This is a genomic window from Chryseobacterium sp. CY350 (genome assembly GCF_027945075.1).
GTDB lineage: Bacteria > Bacteroidota > Bacteroidia > Flavobacteriales > Weeksellaceae > Chryseobacterium.
Map to the genome: position 1 here is coordinate 2,281,017 of NZ_CP116034.1, position 25,926 is coordinate 2,306,942.

At 31.9% G+C, this 25,926-nt stretch carries 32 protein-coding genes; 25 read left to right on the forward strand and 7 right to left on the reverse strand.

The features are described 5' to 3' along the window. Positions 1 to 7: 7 nt before the first annotated feature. The 21 genes from PGH12_RS10515 to PGH12_RS10615 all read left to right on the forward strand — a co-directional run bounded on the left by PGH12_RS10515 (position 8) and on the right by PGH12_RS10615 (position 17,307). Complete coding sequence (locus tag PGH12_RS10515; RefSeq protein ID WP_267599380.1) at positions 8 to 1,078, forward strand: LysM domain-containing protein; 1,071 nt, start codon at positions 8 to 10, stop codon at positions 1,076 to 1,078. Positions 1,079 to 1,093: 15 nt separating this feature from the next. After that, positions 1,094 to 1,894 (forward strand): DUF4280 and LysM peptidoglycan-binding domain-containing protein, encoded by an 801-nt coding sequence (locus PGH12_RS10520; protein ID WP_267599379.1) that lies wholly within the window; start codon positions 1,094 to 1,096, stop codon positions 1,892 to 1,894. Positions 1,895 to 1,911: 17 nt separating this feature from the next. Then, entirely contained in the window at positions 1,912 to 3,969 is a 2,058-nt protein-coding gene (locus PGH12_RS10525) for a M23 family metallopeptidase (protein WP_267599378.1), read from the forward strand. Between the two features lie 10 nt (positions 3,970 to 3,979). After that, positions 3,980 to 4,930 (forward strand): hypothetical protein, encoded by a 951-nt coding sequence (locus PGH12_RS10530; RefSeq protein ID WP_267599377.1) that lies wholly within the window; start codon positions 3,980 to 3,982, stop codon positions 4,928 to 4,930. Between the two features lie 10 nt (positions 4,931 to 4,940). Then, positions 4,941 to 5,357, forward strand: a complete 417-nt coding sequence (locus PGH12_RS10535) for a hypothetical protein (RefSeq protein ID WP_267599376.1) — start codon at positions 4,941 to 4,943, stop codon at positions 5,355 to 5,357. 14 nt (positions 5,358 to 5,371) lie between these two features. Then, positions 5,372 to 6,517, forward strand: a complete 1,146-nt coding sequence (locus PGH12_RS10540) for a hypothetical protein (protein ID WP_267599375.1) — start codon at positions 5,372 to 5,374, stop codon at positions 6,515 to 6,517. 310 nt (positions 6,518 to 6,827) lie between these two features. Beyond that, positions 6,828 to 7,136 carry a hypothetical protein gene (locus PGH12_RS10545; protein WP_267599374.1) on the forward strand — a complete coding sequence of 103 codons (309 nt, stop codon included), beginning with the start codon at positions 6,828 to 6,830 and terminating at the stop codon, positions 7,134 to 7,136. A gap of 197 nt (positions 7,137 to 7,333) precedes the next feature. Next, positions 7,334 to 8,086, forward strand: a complete 753-nt coding sequence (locus PGH12_RS10550; RefSeq protein WP_267599373.1) for a hypothetical protein — start codon at positions 7,334 to 7,336, stop codon at positions 8,084 to 8,086. 26 nt (positions 8,087 to 8,112) lie between these two features. Further along, entirely contained in the window at positions 8,113 to 9,084 is a 972-nt protein-coding gene (locus PGH12_RS10555; protein WP_267599372.1) for a DUF3828 domain-containing protein, read from the forward strand. Positions 9,085 to 9,274: 190 nt separating this feature from the next. After that, positions 9,275 to 9,574 (forward strand): hypothetical protein, encoded by a 300-nt coding sequence (locus PGH12_RS10560; RefSeq protein WP_267599371.1) that lies wholly within the window; start codon positions 9,275 to 9,277, stop codon positions 9,572 to 9,574. Beyond that, positions 9,571 to 10,317 (forward strand): M23 family metallopeptidase, encoded by a 747-nt coding sequence (locus tag PGH12_RS10565; RefSeq protein ID WP_267599370.1) that lies wholly within the window; start codon positions 9,571 to 9,573, stop codon positions 10,315 to 10,317. Before PGH12_RS10560 ends, PGH12_RS10565 begins: the two co-directional genes overlap by 4 nt. Beyond that, positions 10,318 to 10,860: a M23 family metallopeptidase gene (locus tag PGH12_RS10570; protein WP_267599369.1), complete on the forward strand. Its 543-nt coding sequence runs from the start codon at positions 10,318 to 10,320 to the stop codon at positions 10,858 to 10,860. An 828-nt stretch (positions 10,861 to 11,688) separates the two neighbouring features. Then, a complete protein-coding gene (locus PGH12_RS10575; RefSeq protein ID WP_267599368.1) occupies positions 11,689 to 11,940 on the forward strand; it encodes a hypothetical protein in 252 nt (83 codons plus the stop codon). An 8-nt stretch (positions 11,941 to 11,948) separates the two neighbouring features. Then, positions 11,949 to 12,449, forward strand: a complete 501-nt coding sequence (locus PGH12_RS10580) for a hypothetical protein (RefSeq protein WP_267599367.1) — start codon at positions 11,949 to 11,951, stop codon at positions 12,447 to 12,449. 66 nt (positions 12,450 to 12,515) lie between these two features. Continuing rightward, the gene (locus PGH12_RS10585; RefSeq protein ID WP_267599366.1) at positions 12,516 to 12,722 is read left to right on the forward strand and encodes a hypothetical protein; all 207 of its coding nucleotides are present in this window, start codon (positions 12,516 to 12,518) and stop codon (positions 12,720 to 12,722) included. Continuing rightward, on the forward strand, positions 12,709 to 13,032 hold the full coding sequence (locus tag PGH12_RS10590; protein ID WP_267599365.1) for a M23 family metallopeptidase: 324 nt from the start codon (positions 12,709 to 12,711) through the stop codon (positions 13,030 to 13,032). Before PGH12_RS10585 ends, PGH12_RS10590 begins: the two co-directional genes overlap by 14 nt. 3 nt (positions 13,033 to 13,035) lie before the next feature. After that, the gene (locus PGH12_RS10595; RefSeq protein WP_267599364.1) at positions 13,036 to 13,998 is read left to right on the forward strand and encodes a DUF5991 domain-containing protein; all 963 of its coding nucleotides are present in this window, start codon (positions 13,036 to 13,038) and stop codon (positions 13,996 to 13,998) included. Positions 13,999 to 14,431: 433 nt separating this feature from the next. Continuing rightward, a complete protein-coding gene (locus tag PGH12_RS10600) occupies positions 14,432 to 14,728 on the forward strand; it encodes a hypothetical protein (RefSeq protein WP_267599363.1) in 297 nt (98 codons plus the stop codon). Positions 14,729 to 14,907: 179 nt separating this feature from the next. Further along, on the forward strand, positions 14,908 to 15,177 hold the full coding sequence (locus PGH12_RS10605) for a hypothetical protein (protein ID WP_267599362.1): 270 nt from the start codon (positions 14,908 to 14,910) through the stop codon (positions 15,175 to 15,177). Between the two features lie 274 nt (positions 15,178 to 15,451). Beyond that, positions 15,452 to 16,156 (forward strand): Dph6-related ATP pyrophosphatase, encoded by a 705-nt coding sequence (locus tag PGH12_RS10610; protein WP_267599361.1) that lies wholly within the window; start codon positions 15,452 to 15,454, stop codon positions 16,154 to 16,156. A 50-nt stretch (positions 16,157 to 16,206) separates the two neighbouring features. Then, positions 16,207 to 17,307: a serine hydrolase domain-containing protein gene (locus tag PGH12_RS10615; protein ID WP_267599360.1), complete on the forward strand. Its 1,101-nt coding sequence runs from the start codon at positions 16,207 to 16,209 to the stop codon at positions 17,305 to 17,307. On the opposite strand, the gene PGH12_RS10620 is transcribed toward PGH12_RS10615, so the two are convergent. From PGH12_RS10620 to PGH12_RS10630, 3 genes are read right to left on the reverse strand one after another with little or no spacing between them, the layout of a single operon-like run. After that, positions 17,308 to 18,036: a hypothetical protein gene (locus PGH12_RS10620; RefSeq protein ID WP_267599359.1), complete on the reverse strand. Its 729-nt coding sequence runs from the start codon at positions 18,034 to 18,036 to the stop codon at positions 17,308 to 17,310. 12 nt (positions 18,037 to 18,048) lie between these two features. Then, a complete protein-coding gene (locus tag PGH12_RS10625; protein WP_267599358.1) occupies positions 18,049 to 18,660 on the reverse strand; it encodes a hypothetical protein in 612 nt (203 codons plus the stop codon). Then, on the reverse strand, positions 18,657 to 18,980 hold the full coding sequence (locus PGH12_RS10630; RefSeq protein ID WP_267599357.1) for a PadR family transcriptional regulator: 324 nt from the start codon (positions 18,978 to 18,980) through the stop codon (positions 18,657 to 18,659). The genes PGH12_RS10625 and PGH12_RS10630 overlap by 4 nt, the downstream gene beginning before the upstream one ends. Positions 18,981 to 19,068: 88 nt before the next feature. Between PGH12_RS10630 and PGH12_RS10635 the strand changes: the two genes are divergently transcribed. Further along, positions 19,069 to 19,596 carry a 2'-5' RNA ligase family protein gene (locus PGH12_RS10635; protein WP_267599356.1) on the forward strand — a complete coding sequence of 176 codons (528 nt, stop codon included), beginning with the start codon at positions 19,069 to 19,071 and terminating at the stop codon, positions 19,594 to 19,596. A gap of 49 nt (positions 19,597 to 19,645) precedes the next feature. Here PGH12_RS10635 and PGH12_RS10640 read toward each other — a convergent pair whose 3' ends face one another. After that, positions 19,646 to 21,010, reverse strand: a complete 1,365-nt coding sequence (locus PGH12_RS10640) for a T9SS type A sorting domain-containing protein (RefSeq protein ID WP_267599355.1) — start codon at positions 21,008 to 21,010, stop codon at positions 19,646 to 19,648. A gap of 2 nt (positions 21,011 to 21,012) precedes the next feature. Beyond that, on the reverse strand, positions 21,013 to 21,492 hold the full coding sequence (locus PGH12_RS10645; protein WP_267599354.1) for a hypothetical protein: 480 nt from the start codon (positions 21,490 to 21,492) through the stop codon (positions 21,013 to 21,015). A gap of 88 nt (positions 21,493 to 21,580) precedes the next feature. On the opposite strand from PGH12_RS10645, the gene ruvC reads away from it, so the two are divergent. The 3 genes from ruvC to PGH12_RS10660 all read left to right on the forward strand — a co-directional run bounded on the left by ruvC (position 21,581) and on the right by PGH12_RS10660 (position 23,648). After that, the gene (gene ruvC, locus PGH12_RS10650) at positions 21,581 to 22,135 is read left to right on the forward strand and encodes a crossover junction endodeoxyribonuclease RuvC (protein ID WP_267599775.1); all 555 of its coding nucleotides are present in this window, start codon (positions 21,581 to 21,583) and stop codon (positions 22,133 to 22,135) included. Positions 22,136 to 22,270: 135 nt separating this feature from the next. Further along, positions 22,271 to 23,341, forward strand: a complete 1,071-nt coding sequence (locus PGH12_RS10655; protein WP_267599353.1) for a DUF4407 domain-containing protein — start codon at positions 22,271 to 22,273, stop codon at positions 23,339 to 23,341. Between the two features lie 109 nt (positions 23,342 to 23,450). Then, the gene (locus PGH12_RS10660; RefSeq protein ID WP_267599352.1) at positions 23,451 to 23,648 is read left to right on the forward strand and encodes a KTSC domain-containing protein; all 198 of its coding nucleotides are present in this window, start codon (positions 23,451 to 23,453) and stop codon (positions 23,646 to 23,648) included. Between the two features lie 154 nt (positions 23,649 to 23,802). Here PGH12_RS10660 and guaB read toward each other — a convergent pair whose 3' ends face one another. Beyond that, on the reverse strand, positions 23,803 to 25,263 hold the full coding sequence (guaB, locus tag PGH12_RS10665; RefSeq protein WP_267599351.1) for an IMP dehydrogenase: 1,461 nt from the start codon (positions 25,261 to 25,263) through the stop codon (positions 23,803 to 23,805). Positions 25,264 to 25,416: 153 nt separating this feature from the next. Continuing rightward, complete coding sequence (locus PGH12_RS10670; RefSeq protein ID WP_267599350.1) at positions 25,417 to 25,917, reverse strand: DUF4252 domain-containing protein; 501 nt, start codon at positions 25,915 to 25,917, stop codon at positions 25,417 to 25,419. Positions 25,918 to 25,926 lie beyond the last annotated feature (9 nt).

Below are 25,926 nucleotides of genomic sequence, written 5' to 3' on the forward strand. Positions count from 1 at the left end.
ACACACAATGAACCTCAGCTTTTCTAATTATAAAGTTAAAGAAAAAGATACTTTAGAATCTGTAGCAGAACAGCTAGGGATTTCATCGGAGTATTTAAAACGATATCATAATACTTATTGTGATCTACAATATCTGATCGGGAAAGATCTTCGGGGAATCAGCGAAATCACGATTCCTCGCCATGAAGAAATTGCAAAACTCAAAGAAAAGCAAGATTTACTTTCTTTACACGACCTTCTTCCTTCCCGTTATCTGAATAAAAGTTTATACGCCCAACATTATGATGTTAAAGAAATTTTTGAGCAGCAGAATAAAGAAAATATCACCATTGATTATTCTTTGGCAGTCAGTTTTCGTGAAAACATCAATAACGGATTTATCACCGAAGTAAAAACTTCCGGTTTTAAAAAAAACGGGCAGGATTCTGATGATAAAATCAGTATGCTTTCTCTTGCATGCATGGAAAGTATTTCACCGATTGCATTTGATATTCCGGTTCAGGGAAAGATAAAAGCATTTTCTGATTATAAAAACCTTGTTTCGAGCTTTGAGAACAAAAGAAATAATCTTGAAGATTTTTTTATCGGAGAAATTTCTGAAGCTTATATTGATCAGTTTTATAAGAATATTTCAGATGAAAATTATCTGCTGACACAATTTCAGTCGGTTTTGCTGTATCAGGTATTATTCCCTGAAATGGAATGGTTTCACAGAAAAAAAGAATGGAAAGAAAGTTTTTTTGTAACTCCTCATTCATTTCCTGTACAATGCAGGTTTAAAACAGCATATGATTTCGAAAACACAGATGATGTGGAAATTATAACAACAGGTAAAATAGAAGAAAATTGCAATTTACAAGAATTGCTGAATGGTTTTAAACCAGAAGAAGAATCAAAAGACAAAATAAACGGAGAAGTAGAAATGCGATATTTCACTTCCAAAAAGACAAAGAAACTTAAACAAGCCGGAGCTCGTATCACTTTATTTAACAAGGAAGAATTATACAGCACGCATCATCTTATTATTAACGCAAAAGAAGAAGAAAAACCCATAAAGAAATTCAGTACTTTAGCCTAATAAAAACACAACCTGATGAAAAAATACACCGCACAAAGAGGCGATTCTCTGGATTCCGTTGCCGCGAAATTCGGAGTGAAAGATGGGCAAACGCTCCGTTCATATCATAATATTTATTGTCCTTTAGATGATTTACTCGGTTATGAACCTGTTCCCGGCAAAGAACTCCTTATTCCTGAAGAGAAAAAATATCTGAAAGAACCGGAAGATGAACATGTTGGTTCATTGAATGGATATGATGAAGCAGCAGAAGACCCTTCCCAAGAACAGCAGGAAGAATCTCAGGAACAAAAAAAGGAAGAAAAGAAGCAACAGTTTCAAAGCAGTTCGAGTGAGCATGACGGTAAATACTTTGTCGTACAGAAAGGCATGTGTCAATGTAATCAGGGCTTTAAGTTTCCAAAATTCAAAGTAACCAGCCACCAGAAACATTACTGGAATGATGCCGAAGGAAAAGCCGATTTTCTTGCGGTAACAGAAGATGATCTCACATTCGACCCTCCTGCAATGCCGTTTGGAAACTGCAAACTAAAACCTTCTTCGGGAGGTTATCTTCCTTGCGCGTATGCACCTTCAGGAAAATGGACAAAAACATACGAAAAGGTAAAAGTAATGGATAAAAGCTGCCTTACAGAGATCTCTGAACTCATGTGCAGTACAGGCGGAAAGATCACGATTTTTAAGCACGGACAACAGAATGAAGCCAGCAAAAGCCAGGTAAAGAATGCTGATACTACGGAACAGCATGTCTATAATCCTGTTATGGATTTTGGGGAGTTCAAGGAAGAAATTAACGAGAATGAAGAAGCCAGGTAATTTTTAAATGATTAATAATGAATAAAAAAGGAGTTTCAGCAGTTTTAGGAAACAGATCTCCGGTAGTAGGAGAAAAACATATATATCATATTGCAGACTGGTATCCCGATACACCCGAGTTGGAAAGAGATCCCGAAAAAGTAATATGGGAGCTTTTCAGAAAACGGAAAAACGGCAAATTTACATCAACCAACATCAGGAAAAAAGGAGACAGCAGTTTTACATTTGGAGAAGCATCTTTAGGAAATACTTATCGCTTGGAAGGCTATATTCATGAACCAGAAGGAGGCGGTCTGATCATAGCACCGAAACAGAATAAGATTCCTCAGATCAGCAAAGCAGAATTATTGTATGTAGATGACACCAAAGGCAGCACCTTCAGCTTTACGGAAAAACTGAGAGCTAAAGCCTATTGCATCAATATGTTTAATAAGGAAGTAGTTTTCACCTTGTGGGAAGATGATGCCAAAGGAGCAGGACACAATAAAAATAATATGCTGGTAGAAACCCAAAAAGCAAGAGTAAACGAGAAAGGTGTTGCCGCTGCAGAATTTAGTCTCTTGAGAGGACTTGTGACTAAGGCGATGCGTGGTGAACATGATGGACAATTGGAGTTTTACGTCACGGTAGAATACTTTAAAACCAAAAAGCATTCAACAGAGAATGTAGAGATTATCTATGATCCTTTCCCACGTCCGAAAAATCCGCCACCTCATTCCCCACCCGCAAAAGAGAAAGGAAAAAGCAAAAAAGAAGAAAAAAGCATTGGAGAAAAGATAGCCGAAACCGGAAAAGAACTTTGGGATTGGTGGGAAAGCAAAGGAACAGCTTCTAATAAACAGGAACCTACAAAACAGAAACCGGACGGGAAATCTACGGTGATGGTGAAGGAGGTGAAGGTGGAAAAACAGACAACGGCTTGTGTCTGTAAAACGCAAGATCTAGTATGGGGAGATAAAATTGGCTGTAATGAAAGAAAAAAAGTTATTGAAGTTGCTAAGAATCTTGAAATTGACCCTAATTGGTTAATGACTGTAATGGCGTTAGAAACGAACGAAACTTTTAGGCCTTCTATTGATAATGGTATTGGATATGTTGGATTGATTCAGTTTGGAAAGGGAGCTGCGCAAGATATCGGTACAACACAAGATGCATTAATAAAAATGACTTTTATTGAGCAGATGACTTATGTAGAAAAACATTTGAAGCCTAGAAAGTCTAAATATAAAACATTAACAGATTTGTATTTATCAGTATTATATCCAAGTGCTTGCGGACATGGTTCCGAGAAGGATTATGTTGTTTTAGATGGAGCAGCATATAAAAGTAATCCCTTATTTTTCAAAGAAAAAGGTGAATGGGAATATGCTGAAAAAACAAATAAAAAAGGCAAAAAAATCAAGAAAAAAGTTCCTACAGATCCCAATGGAAGCACTTATGTTTGGGAGGTAGCAATGGTGGCTCAAGAGATTTTCACTAAGGGATTATCTGTAAAAGAAAATGAATTTGCTTGTGGTGCAGCAAAAGAGTCTCATAAAGATAAAGATAAATGTCCAGATGATTGTTCACAATGTTTTGATTATAATGATGTTGTTGATAATCCTAAAATTAATAATCAAAGCAATAATGTAAATAAGAATAGATTTCATAGAGCGATGAGAATTAATAATGCTCATCCAAAAGGATATTATCATACAGGAGTAGATATTTTAGCATCACTCAATACTTCCCTAAGATCAATGTTATGCGGCGAAGTAACAGAAGCATACAATACTGGCGGCGATTTAGGTATTATTGTTACTGTAAAATCTAGAGATAAGGAAGGTAACTATATTTGGATAAGATACTGTCATTTAAATTCCATTTCTGTAAAAAAGGGACAAAAAATTAAACACGGAACTGTAATTGGATTATCGGGAAATACGGGAAACGCTAAAAATGTTTTACCACAATTTTATCACATTCATATCGAGGCTTCAAAAGATGGCGTGTTTTTTAAAGGAAATACCCGAGTCGATCCAGAAAAGTTTATGAAAACTAAATTTGATGAAACTAAACAAGGCAATGTAATTTAAAATAGCATCAATGAGAAACATATTTCTATACGTATTGTTTACCCTTACTTTGATAAATTGTAAAGGACAGAAAAAAGATGAAATATCAAATTTTAATAAAGTATCCGATTATTATTTTGACAAAGAAGAAAAAATTCCATCAAAATTTAATCTGAATAAAAAGAATGGAGAATATATAATATATTATATTCCAACTGATAGCATAAAAGAATATTACGATAATTTTCTTAAAATAAATAATATAAATCCCGTAATTGATGAATATAATGATACTTATGATTACAAAGAAAATGACAAGAAAAAGATAAATTCATTGCTCAAAAACAAGCTAAATGATGTAAACAATTATAACATCATTGGAAAACACATATCTTCAAAATATTTCCAATATGAAGGAAATGGTAATTATTCAATTGATTACCCTTATATCATAAAATTTTACAAAAAAGATGATGAAAAATGGATCTTTATTAAAGAATTTAATGTAAAAAACTATGATGACAATATTAAGTATTCAAAAAAGGAATTCTTAAAATCACTAATATTAAATACGAATTTTTCTGATAAAAAGAGCATAAATAGTAATAAACAAACTTCTTATTTAAAAGATTGGGAAGGAAGATATTCTCTTACATTAAATGAGGACAGTGATGATTGGAGAAATATTCATGAAATAAAACTGACCATTTCAAAAGATTCAGTAATTTATACCGTTAAAGGTTTTCAATTATATGAATATTATATTCTATCAACTAAAGAAACTCAAAAGTTTATTAATCTACATTATCTAAAAGCTCTTGATAACACAGAAAATATAGGTCATTTAAAAAAAACCAAAGATTTTGGCACATTTACTTTTGATGGGAAAAACTATATTTTAGAAAGCCCTTATATTGATTTGAATTTTAATAATGGAAGAAAGAATAAGTATAAATTGATTAAATCAAATCAGAAAAATTAAATTAAACGTATTGATAACAGAAAAAAACTGTAAAAAAATTTCTGGGGAAATGATGAGTGGTGAAGAGTGTGTTTTTAAAAATTCTCAAATTGAAAAAGTTGATGAATCTAATTATCTATTAAAAAATTTACCTATAGAGAATATAAATATTGATATTAATAAAAATGGTATAATGAAAATTGATTATTCAATTAGTGAAAAAAAGATTAAAATTGATATGGAATATGATGGAGGTCAAACTTTTTGGAGAGATGCTATGAAAGCTTATAAAAACGAAGTTGCATTTGTTACAGAATTAGAAAATATTATATCTATAGGCATAAAATGGAAATTTATTAAAAACTATACATATAAAAAAGGAATTAAAAATACTACAGGCAAAGCATTGAGTGTCCACCAAGATCATTTCCATTTAGGTTACAGATAATTAATTATAAAAAAATGAAAAAAATAATATTTCTTTTTCTTGCTAGCACAAGCTTATTAAACTGTCAAAAGAAAATAACAGTAGATAAAACAGTTGAAAAAAACACAGATATAGAATTAATAAAAAAACATATGAAACTCCAAGAAAAAATTGAACTTTCAGAAAATGATACAAATATTGCCAATCAATATCGCTTGAATGATAGTGATATTGAACTCGGTGGAGAAGTGGTTTTACAAGGAATGAAAAATAGTGGATATATAATTCCTGATCCAAAAGATTTCTCTGAAAAAATAAAAGAAGTTTTTGAAGAAACACCCAATTCTCATAATACGGCGATAAAAAAACATAACATTTTTATTACATTTTTTGTGAGTCCAAATCAGGAAAAAGATTTAGCACAAACTGAATATGATTATACTTATGATCATATTTTCACTTTTCCAAAATATGGAATAATAACTACACTTCCACTGCTGAATGATTTAGCAACTTTAAAAGACAATAATTTGAGCATTCACTTAGATCAAAATACAATCGCGCGAAACAAATATTTGTTTAATAATAGTAAGGGCGATTTAACTTGGCTTTTAGCCAATGATAAGGATTTTTTAAAAAATTTATTAATTTATTTCGGATATGACAAAGAAGAGAAAATAAATGAGATGGTATTAAAAAATTTATTGCACGAATATAGTAACGAAATACCATCTTCAAATGGAAAAATAGGGAATGTATTTTTTGTAAAAGGTTATAATGGAAAATTGCAAATTAGAAAAAATCTTTTAAAATATATTGAAAAAACAATTACAAAAGATTATGATGAATATATTTCTGCACTTTCAGAATATAAAATTTCAATATTATATTCTCCAGAAAATCAATCTTCTTTTAATGATGAGGAAAAAGCAGAAATCGTTGCAAATATTTCCAATATAGAAATTCCCGCATTTAATAAATATAAAGGTCAAAGTGATCAGGCTTGGAATCAAAAAGCAAGTACTTTATTTTACTTACAGAGTAAAGATGCAATGAATCTTCCCGAAATTTTAGATATTTTAAAAAGGCATAATTATTTTGGCTTTAGTTATCTGAAAAATTATATTGAAAATGGTCAACTGGAAGATGAAAATCCCACTTCACCACAAGGAGACGAATAAAATCAACATTGATAATAATATTTTAAGGTAAAGAACTGGATTAGTAGGTAACGGTAGAATACGACACTGCAAAAAAGCATTCAACAGAGAATGTAGAGATTATCTACGATCCTTCCCACGTCCGAAAAATCCGTCACCTCCTTCCCCACCCGCAAAAGAGAAAGGAAAAAGCAAAAAAGAAGAAAAAAGCATTGGAGAAAAGATAGCCGAAACCGGAAAAGAACTTTGGGATTGGTGGGAAAGCAAAGGAACAGCTTCTAATAAACAGGAACCTACAAAACAGAAACCGGACGGGAAAAGTCCTGCTATTGTGAAGGAGCAACCAAAACAGGAGGCAAAGCAAGAAAATGGAAAGTGTCAACGGTGTGAAAAATTAGCCAACGAAGAATTAAAGCAAATATTTACTAGCGCATCTGAAACAACATTAGAACAAGTTGTTGCAGCATTCAATGAAGTAAACATAAAGCTAGGAATAGATACGTGTCAGAAAAAAGCTCATTTCTTTGCTCAAATTAGGGAAGAATCAGGATCAAAACTTACACCTCATGAACCAGAAAGTATTAATTACAGTGCAAGAAGACTTAAAAATGGAGACTATGTAAAAGGAACGGATGGGTAAAAGATTGAAGGAATGGAGGTCATTATTCTTCAGGAACATGGAAAGAAGGACCGTTTTCATATTTTAAAAGAAATCCATCAGAAGCTGATTTATATGGCAGAAAAGATTTAAATAAATATGGAGATGGAGGGATTCAAAAGGCAAATCAAGAAGCTATAGCAAATAGAGCTTACGCAAATAGAAATGGAAATGGAAATGTGACAAGTGGGGATGGATGGAAATATAGAGGACGGGGATTAATACAATTAACGGGCAAAGATAAATACAAATTAGTTAATGATAAATTAAAACAAAAAGGAATCAATTTAATTATTGATGGAGATAATGTAAATAACAATAGAGAAGGAACCATTGCGTCAATGGCTTATTGGGCAGCAAATGGATTAAATGAAAAAGCAAAAGCAGGAAATGAAAACATGCACGTTGATGCTATAACGAAAGTCATAAACTCTGCTACAGATTCTTATACTGCGAGACAAAATCATTTTAAAAATACATATAAAATTTTTAATGTTGATAAATGCGGATCCAAATTAAAAAAGAAAAAAGAAGAGCCGAAAACAAAAAAGAAAGGAAAATATCATATTGATGCCGCCGTTACCTATATTATTAATAATGCAGAACCAAAATCATTGGGTAAATGTGCAAAATATGTGAGGTTAGCCATTAATGAGGGAGGAATAAGTAATATATATGGACATGCTACCGAATATTATGATACAGACAAATTAGTAAAATATGGATTTACTAAGATTGGAACAAATTTAGACTCCATACAGTTGGAAAAAGGAGATATTGCAGCTTTTGGTTCTGTTAAGGGGCATAAATATGGTCATATTGCAATGTGGACTGGAAGTCAATGGGTTTCTGATTTCAAACAGAAATCTTTTTGGGTAGCAAATCAATATTCTATTGAGAAAAAATATGCAATTTACAGATGGGACGAATAATAACTCACATATAAAATATAAATTTTATGAAAAAATTAATCTGTTTTCTTTTAATAAGCATGCTTTTATTAGGATGTAAACAAGAAATAAAGGCAACTAATACAATTCAGAATTATGATAGTTTGCAGACGAAAAATGACACAGAAAAAGCAATCAAGTTCTTAAAAGAATTCTATTTTTCAGTTTATGGCTCTGACGAAAATAATGAAATATTAAAGAAAAAATATTTGTCGGAAAGAGTTTTAAAAAGAATAGACAGCCTTACTTCAAATGAAAATGATCTTATTTTAGATTATGACCCTTTTATTCAGGGGCAGGATTATAATGGTAGCTCGATAAAAAAAACACTTAAAATAATATCTTTAGGTAGCAAAGACAAATTTAGAGTAAGTTTTTTATTATTTGGAAATAAAGATGAAAAACGAACAAACATAGATATTGCTTTACAAAAAAATAAAAAAGGAAACTATTTGATAAATTGTATATTGAATGATGAATATTTAAATTTTAAAGATAATTTTTCTCAAGAAGAACAAAACAAATTTTATGTTTTGGATAGTGCTAATTTAAAAATGCAAAAAAATACTTATAAAATATCTGTTTTAGAAAAAACTGAAAATAAGAATAAGGAAAATGTGCAACATAATTCCAATCCAATTATATTATATAAAAATGGAAAAAAAATTGCTCAAAGCAACAATCTTATATACCCTTATAATGATAATTGTCCTGCTGATGGTTTTCAGCGTTTAGTTTCAAAAAATAATTATTTTACCATTGAGCAATCATATTGTAAAGAATTTTTATTTGTTTCTTCCTACACAACATTCAAAATAGATGAAAAATCAGGGTATATTTTACTCCACAAATATGGAGAAATATATACAGATAGAAGTAACCCAGATGAGTCTATTTCTGATAAAACATTGACCGCAAAAGATTTTGGAGTTATAAAATTTGAATATGTGACGGAAGAGCTTTTATTAAAATTATTATAAACATTACTATTATTTTAAAAAAGTTGAGGACTCTCAGCAGAGCATTAACCACCAAGCAAAAAAGAAGAAAAAGGCATTGGAGAAAAAATAGCCGAAACCGGAAAGAACTTTGGGATTGGTGGGAAAGCAAGGAAACAGCTTCTAAAAAACAAGAACCTACAAAACAGGAACCGGACGGGAATCTACGGTGATGGTGAAGGAGGAGAACGAAGGGATCTGTGTTTGCAAAGAAATCAAGCTTTATTGGGGGAAAAAATTCACCTGTCAAGAAAGGAAGAAAATTTTTGAAATTTCCAGACGCCTTAACTGTAGTCCTGACTATTTAACTTCTGCAATGGCTTTAGAAACGGGTGGAACTTTTGATCAAGGTATTGTTAATAGTTTAGGTTATACCGGATTAATACAGATTGGTTCTACTGCGGCAGATGATATTAATAGAGGAAAGGGACGAATGTATCTGCGGGAAGTAAAGGAAATTTGCAAAATATGACCAAGCTTGAACAATTAACTTCTGTAGAATACTATCTTGAGCCATTTAAAGGAAGATTGAACACTTTGGCAGATTTTTATTTAGCCATTTTAATGCCTGTAGATTGTGGAAAGGGAAATCTGAGAAATCATGTAGTTTTTGATAAAAATATAAAATTGGATTACAATGCTAAAGGCGAAGTTATACAAAATACAAAATGGGTAAGACAAAGTGCTTATGCTCAAAACCCAGTATTTCATAAACAAGGAAAAAATGAAGATGGAAAAACCTATGTATGGGAAATTGCAGAAGAAATAGAAAAATGGTACAACAAAGGAGAAGCTAATGCAGAGTCAAGCTTTTCTTGTCAAAAATCATCAGCTCCTGCAAAAGCTGAAAAGAAAAGTGGTAAATGGCACGATCCTGTAGACAACCCTAGATTAACAAAATATAATTATTCGGGAAATATAAAGCCTTCCAGTGGAACTTATGGCTGGTGCAGAAGAAAATCTGATGGTTCCAAAAAATATCATTCTGGTTTTGATTTTTTTGCAATTCCTGGAAAAGACAAAGTATATGCTTGCTTAAAAGGAAATATTCATCAAGTTAAATATTCAGCGACTGCAGGTTGGATTGTGAGAGTTAAGATTCAAAATGTAAAAGATTTATTAGAGCAGGAAAAAAAAGTAAATTATAAAACTCAGTTCACAGACGAATTAAAAGGAATCAACATCAAAGAAACAGATGAAGTATATTTCATTTAGATGCATTTAGACAGTGTTTCTGTTACAGAAGCAGACGCAAATGCTAAAAAAGAAGTTCACGCCGGAACGGTTTTAGGATACGCCGGAGTTTCAGGTTCTATTGCAAGCGGCGGTAAAGCTCCGCATTTACATTTAGAAATTGCTACCGTTTTAGATGCTTATGGACATGGAGAATCTGTTAGAACAAATCCTGCAAGATTTGTAGCACTAATCCAAAAAGCTTCCGATGATTTTGCCCAGTGGAAAGGTAATTATTATGCAAATTTTGAGATATCGAGAGCCGAAGGAGATTTTCAGATAAAATATACTATTAGAATTTTAAGCATAGATGACATTTCCATTATAGAGAAAATTAATAATGAGGATAATAATATTCAAGATATATTTATAGAATCTGTTTCTGCTGATAAAATTGTCTTTAAATCGAAATCAGACAAAAATTTAGAATATATAGTTAGTAAAATTAAAGGTGCATATTATTTAATGGGAAGCACCATATACCTTTTAAATCCACCTAATGATAAATATCTTTTAAAGAAATAATAGTTTTTACAAAAAAAACTTGGAAAATATGGAAAATTGACTACCTAAATCTAGGAAAGAATATTTCTGATACTTTAATCCACACTATTACAAAAAAAGTTGAGGAAGTCAATAATCATGATGAGTTCATATCTGTTTCTTTGTTCGAAAAATGGAAAGGTAAATATAATTTAAAGCAAGAAAATCTAACGGACGGTTGGGGGAGAGAATCAATCTTTTTCAGAAATACTCCTTATTAAGCCTTATAGTCGTGTTTTCAAGAGTTGGCTCGCTGATGATGACGAAGTAAGGTATACGAAAGATGATAGTTATCAAGAATATGTTGGAGGAATTTACGCAACCGCAAACAGAGGTTCTATAGAATTTTATACTAAAAGAGTTGTAATTGGTGGAAAAAATTCTTTATCACCATTATTAACATTGATTAGAAGTAACGAAAATTATTTTATTTATAGTTTGACAACATCACCACCCAATAATGGAATCGTTGAAATGCCTATCAAAAAAATAAAATAATGTATACTGACTAAAGCCATGCAAGGCGAATCCGATCCCAAACAACTGGATTTTATATAACGGCGGAATATGCTGCAAAAAAGCATGCAACTGAAAATGTAGAAATAATCTACAATCCTTTTCCGTAAAGGAAAAAACGTACCACTTCCACCGCCACCCGCAAAAGAAAAAGGAAAAAGAAAAAAAGAAAAAAGCATTGGAGAAAAGATAGCCGAAACCGGAAAAGAGCTTTGGGATTGGTGGGAAAGTAAAGGAACAGCTTCTAAAGACCAAGAACCTAAAAGACAGAAACCGGAAGGGAAATCTACCGTGATGGTGAAGGAGGTGAAGGAGGAGAAGAAAGAAGGAACTTGTGTCTGCGAAAAATATGATTTAGTTTGGGGAGGACATCCAAATGTATCTTGTGAATTTAGGAAAAAAGTGGTTGAAATTTGCTTAGATCTTTGGGGAGAAGAAAATAAAATAAAAATGGCTAATAATTTAATGGCTGTTTTTAGATGGGAAAGTGGAGGAACTTTTAACCTGATGTTCCTAATCAGGCAAATTCTGGAGGAACTGGTTTAATTCAATTTATGCCAAGTACTGCAAAAGATCTTTTGAAAAAAGAAATTACAGTAGAAATTGTCAAAAATTATTTTGGACAGAAATACAATAAGAAAAGTAAGAAAAAAGAAGATTGGTATCTGAAACGGGTAAAAGAGTTTGCAGATATGACAGCAGTGAAACAATTAGATTACGTAAAGCAGTATTTTGAACCATTAAGAGGAAAATCTGTTGAGTTTGTTGATTTTTATTTACAAGTTTTATTTCCCGCTTCATCGCTAAAGGATGAACATATAGTTTTTGCATCATCATTAAAAAAAATAACTACAAGAACTTCAGAATCTGAAAAACTTAGAAATTTGAGGGTTAATGCATATAGTCAAAATCGTTGTTTAGATGTAAATAATGATGGTGTTGTTTGGAAATCCGAAATCAAAACTAAAGTCCAAGTATATATTACAGAAGGACTTGCCAACAAAGGAAAAGATTTTGAATGTGGAAAGAAAGAGGATAAACCTAATACATCATAAGTATCAAAATGCCCAGAAGATTGTTCGCAATGTGTTGACTATGCGGATGTAGTTTCAAATCCTAAAGTGACTAATCAAAGTGGAGATAAAAATCATAATAGATACAATAAAGCTCCGAGAACAAGAAGCAACGGAACAAAATATTATCATACAGGAACTGATATTCTTGCTGTTGTTGGAACGGAGGTTTGCTCAATGACGTGTGGTGAAGTAATTCATATAAGAAAAGATCTTCCACAAAATGATTTTGTTAAAGGATATGAAAATTGCTAATAGTTATGGCAATACTGTTACTATTAAATCTAAAGATGCAAGTGGTAACACTGTTTATATCTTTTATGCACATTTATCTCAAGTAAAAGTAATTGCCGGACAAAAAGTTAAGCACAATGATGTTATAGCATTATCAGGAAGTACAGGCAATGCAATGCATGTTGAAGTGAAATATAGACACGTACATGTAGAAGCAGGTAAATCGTATATTATATATGGCGGAACAAGCGGACAATTAAAATGTAGATTAACAGAACGGTTAAATCCGGAAGATTATATGAAAACCAAATTTAATGATAACGGAAATTAGATTATGAAATTAATAAATAACAGAATAAGATTATTGTTTAGATTATTTTTAATCTTTATGCTTATATCGTGCAGAGAGCAAGAAAAAAAAGATAATAATATAAAATCTATAAAGGAAGTGAAAATCCCTGATTTTCTCAGTCAAAAATATTTTCATGGATATCAGCTAAGTCCCAACTCTGATTTTCCTATATATATGCATACTGACAATAGTATAGGAGAGTTTACTGTAAATTTTTTAAATAAAAACACTGAAAAACAAAAAGAGTGGTTTGATTTTGACGCCAAAAACAATGTGTTTTCTGAAGATGAACAAGACGATAACTACTTTAAACAAATTAATTTATTAATAAAAAAAAGACTCGAAAACAATCTTTCTGAATATAATATGATAACTGAATATATTCCGAAGAAGTTTTTTACTAAAAAAAATGAATATAAATATCCATATAAAAAATATTTCTATTTATATGTTTCCAGTAATAAATCTTGGAAATTAATAAATACTAAAACAGTAAAAAATGTGAATGAAAATATTACTTCCCTCCAAAATTTTAATTCTTTAATTAAAAATTTAACAACCAAAATTCAACCCTTACAAACAAATACAAGTCAAATAAGCAATTGGAAAGGAGTTTATCATGTAGATATTGATTATGGAAAATTAGATAAATTCTCTGAAATTTCTATTAATTATTCTATTGAAATTAAAGATTCGGAATGTACTTTTTCGGGAATGGGATATAAAACATATTTTATTGATTTGTGTAAAATAGAGCCTAAAAATGATACTTTAGTCTTGAAGTATCTAAAAACTATTGATGGAGATGGTTTCACTAATCATTCAGATATTGATGTTTTAGGTATAATAACCCATAAGAATAATGTGTATTATTTAAAAAGTCCTATCGTAGGAGATTTAAAATGGAATTATAATACAAACTTGAAATTAACTAAAACGAAATAATTTGAGATAAAAATTCCAAACATCACTTTACGATAAATTTTTACCAAAATTAGGATTTACAGAAATTACTACTACAAGTTATACTCCTGTAAAAGGTGATATTCGGTTACACAAAGTATTCCAGGTCATGTTCACGGGCATATTTGTATGTATAATGGCAATCAATGGTTATCAGATTTTAAGCAAAGAGACATGTGGCCGGGTCCTGGATATAGAAAAAATCCCCCAAGATATAATATATATATATATAGATGGAAATAAAATTAAATAAAATGAACATTAAAAGTTACTCATTCTTCTTCTAATCAGTGTTTCACTACAAGCATGCAGTCAAACACCAACTAGTAAGCCAAGCTCGAAAATTATAATTTCACAAAATAATAATGAGATAGTAAAAGAATTAACAATTTTCTATAACAAGTATTTTTCCGAGATGGAAAACACCGGTAAAGCAAGTGAGAAAAATCTTGATTTACTTCGGCAGAAATATCTGTCTCAAAAATTATATGAGAAATTAAAAAATATAGATTTAGACTATGACGCTATTATAAATGGTCAGGACATTGATCCTAATTGGAAAAAAACGCTTAGTATTAAATATATAAAAGAAGAAAATTTATATGAGGCTTGTACAGTAAACGGTTTTGATAATTCAAAAAATTGCACACTTTTAAAAGTAGAAAAATCTAAACCGGATACAAAATTTATGATATTAAAGTCAAAAATATAAGTAGTCTATTAAGTTATTCAGATGATGGGGAAGAAAATGATAATATAAATGAAAATGTTAATGCGGAATTCTCTGTTAATGGTGAATGGCGAATAAATTGCGGAGATGGAGTCGCCAGTATAACAATTAAAGATAAGGAAGCTTCTCTGGTTGTTTTATCTAATCAAATCTATATCAAATTGGTTGAAACTAAAAGATATGATTTTGAAAAAGGTATTGCCTACAAATTAAAAATAATCCCTGAAGACAGTGGTAATTTCGGGGCAAAATTACCTTGGAATGAATATTTAAATGATCAGTCTATTGCTTACATAAAAGTAGTTGATGAAAACACACTTAAATTTTATTGGTATGGTTTCTATAATAAAAAGACAAAAAAAAGAGAAATGACGGACTGTGAATTTATTCAAGAAAGTAACAATAAAGAAGTTATTTTAAAAAAAATGTGAAGATTGATATTCAAATTAAAATAAACTCATTGCAACTACAGATTCCAACGCAAAAAGAAAAATGAAATAATACTGTAACAACAGTATGATCCTCAGCAAAGCATTGACTTCACAAGATGTAAAGAAAACAGGTTTTGAAATAGAAAGTTAAACCTCATTTTTTTTATATGCTTCTTATATACACATAAAAGTATATCAAGAATTATAGTAGTTTTTAGATTATTGGAGACAAAAATAAAATTCTTCCTATTTTGCGAGCATCTATTTAATCAATATGAAACCAAAAGCCATCTTCAACTGGAGCAGCGGAAAAGATTCTGCGCTTGCTCTGTACAAAACTTTGAAAGAAGACAAATTTGAGATTACTTCTTTGCTGACAAGCATTAATAAAGAATTTCAGAGAATTTCTATGCACGGCGTTCACGTTTCGTTATTGGAAAAGCAAGCCGCAAGTTTAGATTTCAAATTAATTAAAATGGAACTTCCACAGGAACCGTCTATGGAAGAATATTCCGAAATTATGAATAAAACGATGACCGAAATAAAATCTCAAGGCGTTACTCATTCTATTTTTGGCGATATTTTTCTGGAAGATTTAAGAAAATACCGAGAAGATCAGTTAAAAACAATCGGGATAGAAGCCGTTTTCCCACTTTGGAAAAAAAATACATCAGACCTCATCAGAGAATTTTTAGATCTCGGTTTTAAAACCATTGTCACCTGCGTCAACGAAACCTATCTCGACAAAAGTTTTGCCGGAAGAATTATTGATGAAAATTTCATTAAAGATTTACCCAAAAACGTAGATCCGTGCGGCGAAAACGGAGAATTTCACACGTTTACTTTCGACGGACCAATTTTTAAAAATCCGGTTCATTTTAAAATTGGTGAAATAGTAAAGAAAACTTACCCAAAACCGAAGTCCGATGTACTCGATGTCGATGGAGAATATGTGTTTTGGTTTTGCGATTTGATTTAAGATCTAAAGAAATCTTTATCTTTACCTCTATCTTTAAAAACAACAAATTAATGATCAAAAAAATCTTTTTTTTCTTTCTGATTGCCGCTACAATTTTTTCCTGCCAAAAAACTGAAATAGCACAGTCAAAAATAGTTGATAAAAATGCGATCGCTGATTCAGCGGTCAATGTCTACAAAACAAAACTTTACAAAAAACAGATTGATTCAGTTTTTGGTAAATACAATTTCAATGGAAGTGTGGCCATTTTTAAAGACTCAGTTACACTATACAGGAAAAATAATGGCTTTTCAGATTTTAAAGTAAAGAATAAGATTGACAATCAGACGATTTTTGCAATCGGATCTGTTTCCAAACAATTCACAGCTGTCATGATTTTGTTGGAAATGGAAAATGGAAAGCTGAGTTTAGAAGATAAAGTGTCGAAATATTTAAAAGAATTTCATTCTAATGGATATGAAAATATCACCATTCATCAGCTTTTGAATCACACTTCGGGATTAAATAATTTTGGAGAAAAACTCATTTTTAAAATTGGTTCAGGTTTTAATTATTCCAATGATGGTTTTAATGCTTTAGGCAAAATCATTGAAAATGTTTCCGGGAAATCTTATGATCAAAATGTGACAGATCTTTTTAAAAAGGTCGGAATGAAAAACTCTTCAACAGGAAATATATTTGAAGGTGAGAATTTCGCCGGAGCCTATCTTGGAAATGCTAAAAATTTTGAGAAAATCGCCAATATGCCGAAAAGATTAGGAAATAAAGAAATAGGAATTGCCGCGGGCGGAATTCTTTCAACAATCGATGATCTTCATCTGTGGAACAACCTGCTGTATTCGGGAAAAATTATAAAACCCGAAACTTTAAAAAAATTCTTAAACAAAAGTGCTGAAAGACAGCATCAGATTTTTGGGAAAATGGGTTATGGTTACGGAATTATGATGAACATCGGAAAACCTTTAGCTTATTTTCACAGCGGATATATTAAAGGATCACCTTCGCTAAATATTTATTATCCGGAAACAAAAACTTCGGTGATTATTCTATCGAACATTGCCGATGAAGAAAAAGGAAAAAGCGCAACTTTTAAACCTCATCGTGAGATTAAAAATTTCACGGATATGATGGAAAATGTTTCTCTAGATTAATTATTCAGCTTCTGAAAATTTGATATAATCCTGAATTTTTTCTAAAGCTTTGTTATGCTCAAATAAATTAATTGATCCAAAAATCAACATAATATGTGCTAAAAAAGGAATTAAAATCGTCAGTATAACAGTTATATGATCAACAGGCAAATCAGTTCTAAAAAAGTTATACGCAGAAGTACCATTATGCATAATAATCTGTGCCGTTGAAGAAATACAAGCGATAAGTATCATATTATTTTGCTGATACATCGTATAAAATGATTTACCTCTATACTTATTATCTATTCGAAAAAACTTTCTCTTATTGTAATGGAAAATCCAGAGTGCGAGCGGAACAGCGAAGACTAATCCGTTTTGTATTTTAAATAGAATTCCATAAAACTCCGGAGTTTTCGAAATATAAATAGCAAATAAATTAACAATAAAAAGCACAATAGCAATTAGGATTGACCTTTTAAGAATACTGTTAAACTTTGCTTTTACAATGTTTTTTTCCAATACAGATACTTCTCCTGTATAAAACATAAAATACTTCGTCATTTTAAATTCCGGTTCCCATGCGATTTTAGTTTTAAAAAAAGCCTCATCGAAACTCAGATTTTCACGAATCTGAAGATCTGACACCTGTGAAATCATATGATCGCGGACTTCTAACAGAATATCAAGTGGAAGTTTGTTTAAAATAAGATAGTCTTCTATTTGCTTTTGCTGCGCCGAGTTTATCATTTCTAAAAACATTTAAATTAAAACATTTACTTTTTTACTTCTGAAATACAACAATTGAATTTGTACCAACATGCCGTACATTGTAAAAACTTTGGCCATTCCGAAATCGTAGAAATATAAATTTTGAGAAAAATATCCTACTGCTAAAAATAAAATACATCCTACAATAAGATTTCTTATAATCAAAGGATGAAAACTTACTTCAATATATTCTCTGAACTTCATTTTTTTTAATGCAAAATTGTACAAAAGCATAGAAAAACAAAATACAGCTAAACACGCTTGGATGATGTAGAAATAATCATTTAAAAATAAAAATGCACCCAAACCAAGCATAGAAAGACTAATTGAAGATAGAATAATGTTTCTAAATCTAGACTTTAAAACTGTTTTTTCAATTCTGGCGATTCTTTTGAATGACAAAATATCAGCCTTTACCATTTCCAGCTCGTATTGCCAACCGATTTTAGTTTCTAGAAATGCTTCCTGAAAACTAAGATTAGTTTGCATCAATGCTAAGATCTGAACCACAAAATGATCATAAATTTCATTAAAAATAGCAGAACTCAACTTTTTTTTCTGAAGAAAAGCTTTTATCTCGTTTTCCTGATGAATGGTTATCATATATTAAAAATGGTATTTAGATTAAATAAGTAAGTTTTCATTTCGGTTTCCTGCGCAGCCTGTTGCTTTTTTCCTTTTTCGGTTAACAGATAATATTTTCGGTCTCTTCCGTTTATTTTCTGAATTTCGGAAGTAATTATACCGTCACCTTCCAATTTATGAAGTAAAGGATATAGTGCTCCTTCCGTCATTTCCAACTCGCCTTCCGTGAGTTCTTTTGCGCGTTGAGTCATTTGGTAGCCATACATTTTCACCTCTTTTGAAAGTAATTTCAAAATGATATTTTGTAATGTTCCTTTGTAAAGACTATTTTTTTTCAAATCTTATTTTTATACATAACAAATCTATGTATAATTTTCTTATGTATAGAATTTTAATCAATAATTTTAAAAAGTATATTTTTACAGCATGAAAAAAATGTATTTCATCGCCATTTATCCGCCTCAGAAAATCATTGATGAAGTGAAGGTTTTCAAAGAAGATTTAGCTTTAAATTATAATAATTCAAAAGCATTAAAAAATGATGCTCACATCACTTTATTTCAACCTTTTGAAAGAGAACTGAATTTAGAAAATGATATTCATGTGGCATTTCATAAAATTGACACCAACATTTCGCCTTTTGAAATTACATTAAATGGTTTTGGAAGTTTCCCCAATGCTAAAAATCCTGTTTTGTATGTAAAGCCCGAGGAAAATGAGCAGTTAAAAGATTTACAATTAAAGGTGAAAGAGATATTTAGTTATAAAAATTATTCTTTTCATCCTCATGTTACTGTTGGTTATAGAGACTTAACCTGGGAAAAATATATGGAAGCGTGGGAAGTTTATAAGGAAAAAGAATTTAAAACTAAATTCTTCGTTGACAAGATAATTTTGCTTCGCCACGATGGAAAATGGGTTCCTGTTGCAGAAAAGAAACTCTCAAAAGAATAAAAAAACCGACCTGTGAAAAGTCGGTTTCTTTTTATTAATTTTAAATTTTTTATTCTTTAATGATCTTCTGAGATATTATTAAACTTTTATTCTCAGTTGCAGCCATCGTATAAACTCCGGAAGGAAGATCTGCAATATTAACGTAGATCGTTTTAGAATCTTTCAGTTCAAATTGTACGGCAATCATTTTTCCTGATGCATCATAAAGATTTATTTTTAAACTTTTGTTAAAATCAGATTTTCCTCTGATGAAAAATTCTGTATTTGCAGGATTCGGGTAAATTGTAAATCTTCTTTCTTCTGATTTTATCTCAGAAGTACCCAAGCTGCCTTTATTTAAAGTCCAGGAAACGTTGGTAAAATGCACCGTATTGTGACTGTCGGTTTTCACCAGCGCAGTGTTATCCGTGACCGAAAAAAGAAGCGTGTTATTTCCCGTATTGAGCTGAGCCGGAGTAATCGTTAAGGTACTAGCTGTTGCCGGAAGAGAAGTTCCGTTCAGCGTCCACGTATTAACTAAGGTATTGGGTATCGGAAGAATTTCGTTTACCGTAAAAGTAATATTTGAATTTGCACTCACGGTGCTTGTATTAGCAGGAGTGTAAGAATCTACAGGCGAAACCAGTGAATGAATTTTTTCGATAATTCTCTCTTTACAAACCGAGCAAAATTGCTGATTGAGATATCTCATCTCACAGCTTTGATGAGGTCTGAACCAAGATGGGCTTTCGGTGTAAGGATAAACTCCGATCGAATTTAAACCCACCCAGTTTTTCCATTTTATAGTGGCAGGGTTTGAAGTTTGGGTTTTATTTGGGGATTCGCCGGAACCTGCGAACCAATATTCATCGGCCAGATTTCCAAATGAGTGACCTAGCTCATGCACAACGATTTCGTTTGCTGCCGTAGCCAATGACGCAAAAGCATACGTACCGCCACAACCGCCATATTCTGTAGAGTTTCCAAGAACGTAGGTGATGTCATAATCCGGAACATTGGCGGCTAAAACCTGAGCAACTTTATTTGGTGTATAGCTGTAAATACATCTGTGAACATTAACATCAAATGTAGATCCTAAATAATTGTTAGGATTTGATACGGGAATTATCGGCTCCGTAACATCAGTAGCCGTGCCGGGATGCTTCACTCCTGTATCTGTAGAAATTACTTTCACAGCATACGCATTAAAATAATTTTTATATTCTGTGTAAGGACTTTTTGTAAAAAGATAATCAACCGTATTTTGTGCCGAAGTTACAAAAGCGGGGAGTTGAGCGACCGTAAAACCATCTCCCAAAACAGCGATATTGATTCTCTTATCATTTGATCCGCTCTGCAATAACGGTACAGTGTCGAAAGTCTGAGAAAAGCACAGTGAGCTGCTCATCAAAAGAATTGGTAAATATTTTTTCATGATTAAAAGTTTTGGATGAACAATAATTTCTTGGAAGAATCAAAAATCTTCTCAATTTTCACAGATTTTGTTTCTTTTGAGAAAGGAAATCTTACACTAAATTCAGTTTCTTTGAGCGTAAGTTTGTGCCTTTCGATCTTGTCACCAAAGCTTTCCAATTCAGGATTTAGAGGATCTTCTATGATTTGCTGCGCAATCATTTTCCCGCCAGAGTCGACCAATGTGATTAATAAATCACCATTTTTTGCATTCTCTAAGCTTAATGAAGGGATCGATTTCATTTTTCCGGCAACCGTTTTCTTTTCTACAAAAGTGATCTTTTCCGGCCGTGAATCTTGTTTAGCGATTTTGAAAAAGAGATATGAAATCTGGTTATCACTTTGTACAGCAGGATTGATTGCTTTGTGAGACTGCCCTTTGTAGTGATGATTTCCATATAAAAACAAGACACTGACAGTCAATAAATTAATTAATTTTATCATGGTATTTTTTTACTAATTTATAAAAAGTATAGATACGATAATATAAATATTTAATAAAAAATCAGAATGTCATATCTTTGACACGATGATAGAAGCAGAGAAAATAATTTTAGGGATTGACCCGGGAACAGCTATAATGGGTTTTGGTCTTATTTCAGTCAAAAAAGGAAAGATGGAAATGATCTCTATCCATGAACTTATTTTAAAGAAATACCCAAATCATGAGACGAAACTTAAATATATTTTCGATAAAACTCTTGCTCTGATTGATGAGTTTCATCCTGATGAAGTGGCATTAGAAGCACCTTTTTTTGGTAAAAATGTACAGTCTATGCTGAAATTGGGTCGTGCTCAAGGCGTTGCAATGGCTGCAAGTCTTCATAGAAATATTCCTATTACAGAATATTCGCCGAAAAAAATAAAAATGGCAATCACGGGAAACGGAAACGCCAGCAAAGAGCAGGTTGCCGGAATGCTTAAGAATCTTCTCAATCTAAAAGAATTTCCCACAAAATATCTGGATGCTTCCGACGGATTGGCTGTCGCTGTATGTCATCATTTCAATTCCGGAACTCTTACAAATACAAAATCTTACACCGGCTGGGAAAGTTTTTTGAAACAGAATCCTGATAGATTAAAATAATCTCAATCTGAAAACAAACTCGTAAATCATTGGTAATCAAACTAGACAATGTTTAATGATATATACTTGGTAAAACATATTACTATTTGTAACAATGGTATGATTTTTAATACTAATTTTGTATAAATTTCTATCATGAAAAATATTCAACAAACTATAAATCAGAACAGTCATCAGATTAATTGGTTTCAGAAATTTCTGATGATCTGCTCAGGAGGGAACATACATATCCTCAGAAAAACACCCAGTGAATGGAATAAATTCTCCGGAATTGGCGGCATTGTTTTATTTACCGCGATTTTTGCTACACTTTCAGCGGGCTATGCGATGTACACCATATTTGATGATCTATGGATCGCTGTAGGATTTGCAATTTTATGGGGTTTAATGATCTTTAATTTAGACAGATACATTGTTTCTTCCATTAAAAAAACAGGAACTTGGTGGAATCAGATTTTAATGTCTATACCAAGGCTGATTTTGGCTACGTTTTTAGGAATTATCATTTCTAAACCATTGGAACTGAAGATTTTCGAAAAAGAAGTCAACAAACAACTGAATACCATTATTCAAAGAAATAAAAAACAGCTTCAAGGCGAGATGAACGGGCGGATTCTGCAACAAAGCGGTCCTTTTGATACAGAAAAAAAGCAAATCTCAGATAAAATCGCTCAATATCAAAAATCTTACGATTCGGCTGCGGTAGAACTTGAAAAAGAGATTTTGGGTAAACAATCCGGTTTAACGAGTGGTAAAGAAGGATTCGGCCCGAACGCAAAACGTAAACAGGAACTTAAAGAGCAGCGAAGAATTGATCTGGAAAATTACCGAAAACAGGCTGCCCCAAGATTGGAATATTTAGATAAAGAGATTTCTAAAGTATACACCAATCTGGAAACCGAAAGAAAATCAACCGAAACCATTGAGGATAAATTTAACGGTTTTGCTGCGAGACTTCAGGCGTTAGATGAATTAGGGAAAAACTCAGCCATTATTGCAACTGCTGCTGCATTTATCATGGGACTTTTTATTTGTTTGGAAATTTCGCCAGTGTTGGTGAAGCTGATTTCTCAGGTTGGGCCGTATGATTATCTTCTGGAAAAAACCGAAAATGATTTCAGACTTTACTCCAAAGAAAAAATAGAAAAAGGTAATTTTCTGACAGATTTTCGGATCGACGATTTTAAAGACAATCTCAAAAAATAATTACAATCTAAGCCTTTCAGTTTTTTGAAAGGCTTTTTTTTGCTTTAACGAAACTAATTCCTGCATCTTAAATTTTAATGAAAGGAATATTATTTGCAGAAAATAAATCATGCCATCAAGTGTTGTCAAACAATACAGTTATTATCCTGAGACCGAAATATTAAGAATCATATATCAGTCGGGTTCTGTATATGATTACGTAAAGGTTCCGCAGGAGATTTTTGATAAGTTTAAGGAAGCAAAATCGAAAGGGCAATTTCTAAATGCGGTAATTAAAAGAAAATTCAGATTCAGAAAAATATCCTGAATTGAATATGGGTAAGAATATCAGATAAATATTCGTTATTTAAGAAAAAGGAGACAAAAAATTCCATTATATTCTTTGTACTGCAATTTTGTTTTAATAAAAAAACTCACAGAAATTTCTGTGAGTTTATATTTATTTTTGAATTACATTTCTCTTATAAAGAATAATTCGGAGCTTCTGAAGTGATGATAACATCGTGAGGATGAGACTCTTTCAGTCCACTTCCTGTGATCATGACCATTTTGGTGTCTTTCTGTAAAGCTTCGATATCTTTTGCTCCACAATAACCCATTCCGGCTCTCAAACCTCCGGTTAACTGGAAAATAACATCTTCTAATTTCCCTTTATGCGGAACTCTTCCTTCAATTCCTTCCGGCACAAATTTCTTCGCTTCACTCTGGAAATATCTTTCTTTTCCGCCTCTTTTCATTGCAGAAAGACTTCCCATTCCCTGATAAGCTTTAAATTTTCTTCCCTGGTAAATAATTTCTTCACCCGGAGATTCGTCAGTTCCTGCTAAAAGTGAACCTACCATTACAGCTCCTGCTCCACTTGCTATTGCTTTTACAATATCACCTGAAAGTTTTACACCTCCATCTGCGATAACGGTTACATTTTTAGATTTAGCATATTCGTACACGTTATAAATCGCTGATAATTGAGGGACTCCAACTCCTGCAACCACTCTTGTTGTACAGATAGAACCAGGACCAACGCCAACTTTAAGCACATTCGCGCCAGCTTTGATCAAATCTTCGGCAGCTTCAGCAGTTACGATATTTCCACCAACCAGATCTAAATCCGGATATGCTTTTCTTATTTCTGCAATCTTGTATAAAACTCCCTTAGAATGACCGTGTGCAGAATCAATAGCGATAATATCAACTCCGGCTTTCACCAAAGCTGCAATTCTATCCATTGTATCTTCACCTACTCCAACTCCGGCTCCAACGATCAAACGACCGTTTTCATCCTTATTAGCATTTGGATATTCTAATTGATTGTCAATATCTTTAATCGTAATTAAACCTACAAGCTTATATTCTTTATCTACAATCGGAAGTTTTTCAACTCTGTTTTTTAGAAGAATTTCTTTGGCTTTTTCAAGGTTTGTGCTTTTATCAGAAGTAATCAAATGATCTTTTGTCATGATTTCTTCAACTTTCATATCAAGGTTTTCCTGATATTTCACATCTCTGTTGGTAATAATTCCGATTAAAACATTGTCCGGATCCACAACAGGAAGACCAGAGATTTTATATTTAGCCATTGTTTCTTTAGCCTGAGCCAAAGTATGATCTTTTGTAAGAGTCACAGGATCAGAGATCATTCCGTTTTCAGAACGCTTTACACGATTTACCTGTGCAGCCTGCTCAGCAATCGTCATGTTCTTGTGTATGAAACCTAAACCACCAACTCTTGCCAATGCAATCGCCAAATCACCTTCTGTCACCGTATCCATAGCAGCGGAAACGATAGGAACATTGAGCGTAATTTTATCGGTAAGTCTTGATTTTAATGAAACCTGATTAGGTAAAACTTCAGAATAAGCAGGGACTAGAAGCACGTCATCGAAAGTGATGGCTGTCTCTACAATTTTGTTATGAATAGACATCTTTACTTTCTTGCAAAATTAAGAATTTTTAGCGAGATACGAAAATCCATTTTAATAGTTTAAATAAAACTTAATAATCAATTATATTTATTAAAAAAGTCGCAATCTTAACGACTACGACTTCTCACAATATAAAATAAGTTAATATGAATTTTACTTATCTGAAACCTGGCTGATCATCCGGGAAATATCCTCGGGTGTAAAACTACCCTTAACATCCACAAAAACCAGATCTTTATCAGAATTGAGGGTAATCAGCATATTTTTGATTGATTCACCATTTTGTTTCACTCTGATATTGACGTTATTTCCGTCATGTTTTATGGTTGCCCAATCTTCATAATTATTATCATTTAAATAACTTGCGTAGTCTTTCAGCATCTTTTTGTTTCCGTTTTCTACCGTGAGAACTTTTATTTTAGAAACTTTTTTCACCAATGCAATCACAGCTTCGTTTTCACCTTCATCTCGTAACGCTTTTTTAATATAAGGTTTAGCTAGAAACAAAGGTACGTTGATACTCACGAATTTCGCTCCTTTGTAATCATATTCTGATTTTGAGAAAAATGCCATATTCGGTTTTTCTGAAACGATACATGATTGCATCAGAAACATCATAAAAATGGTAACGAAGATTGTTTTAAAGATTTTCATGGTTTTGGT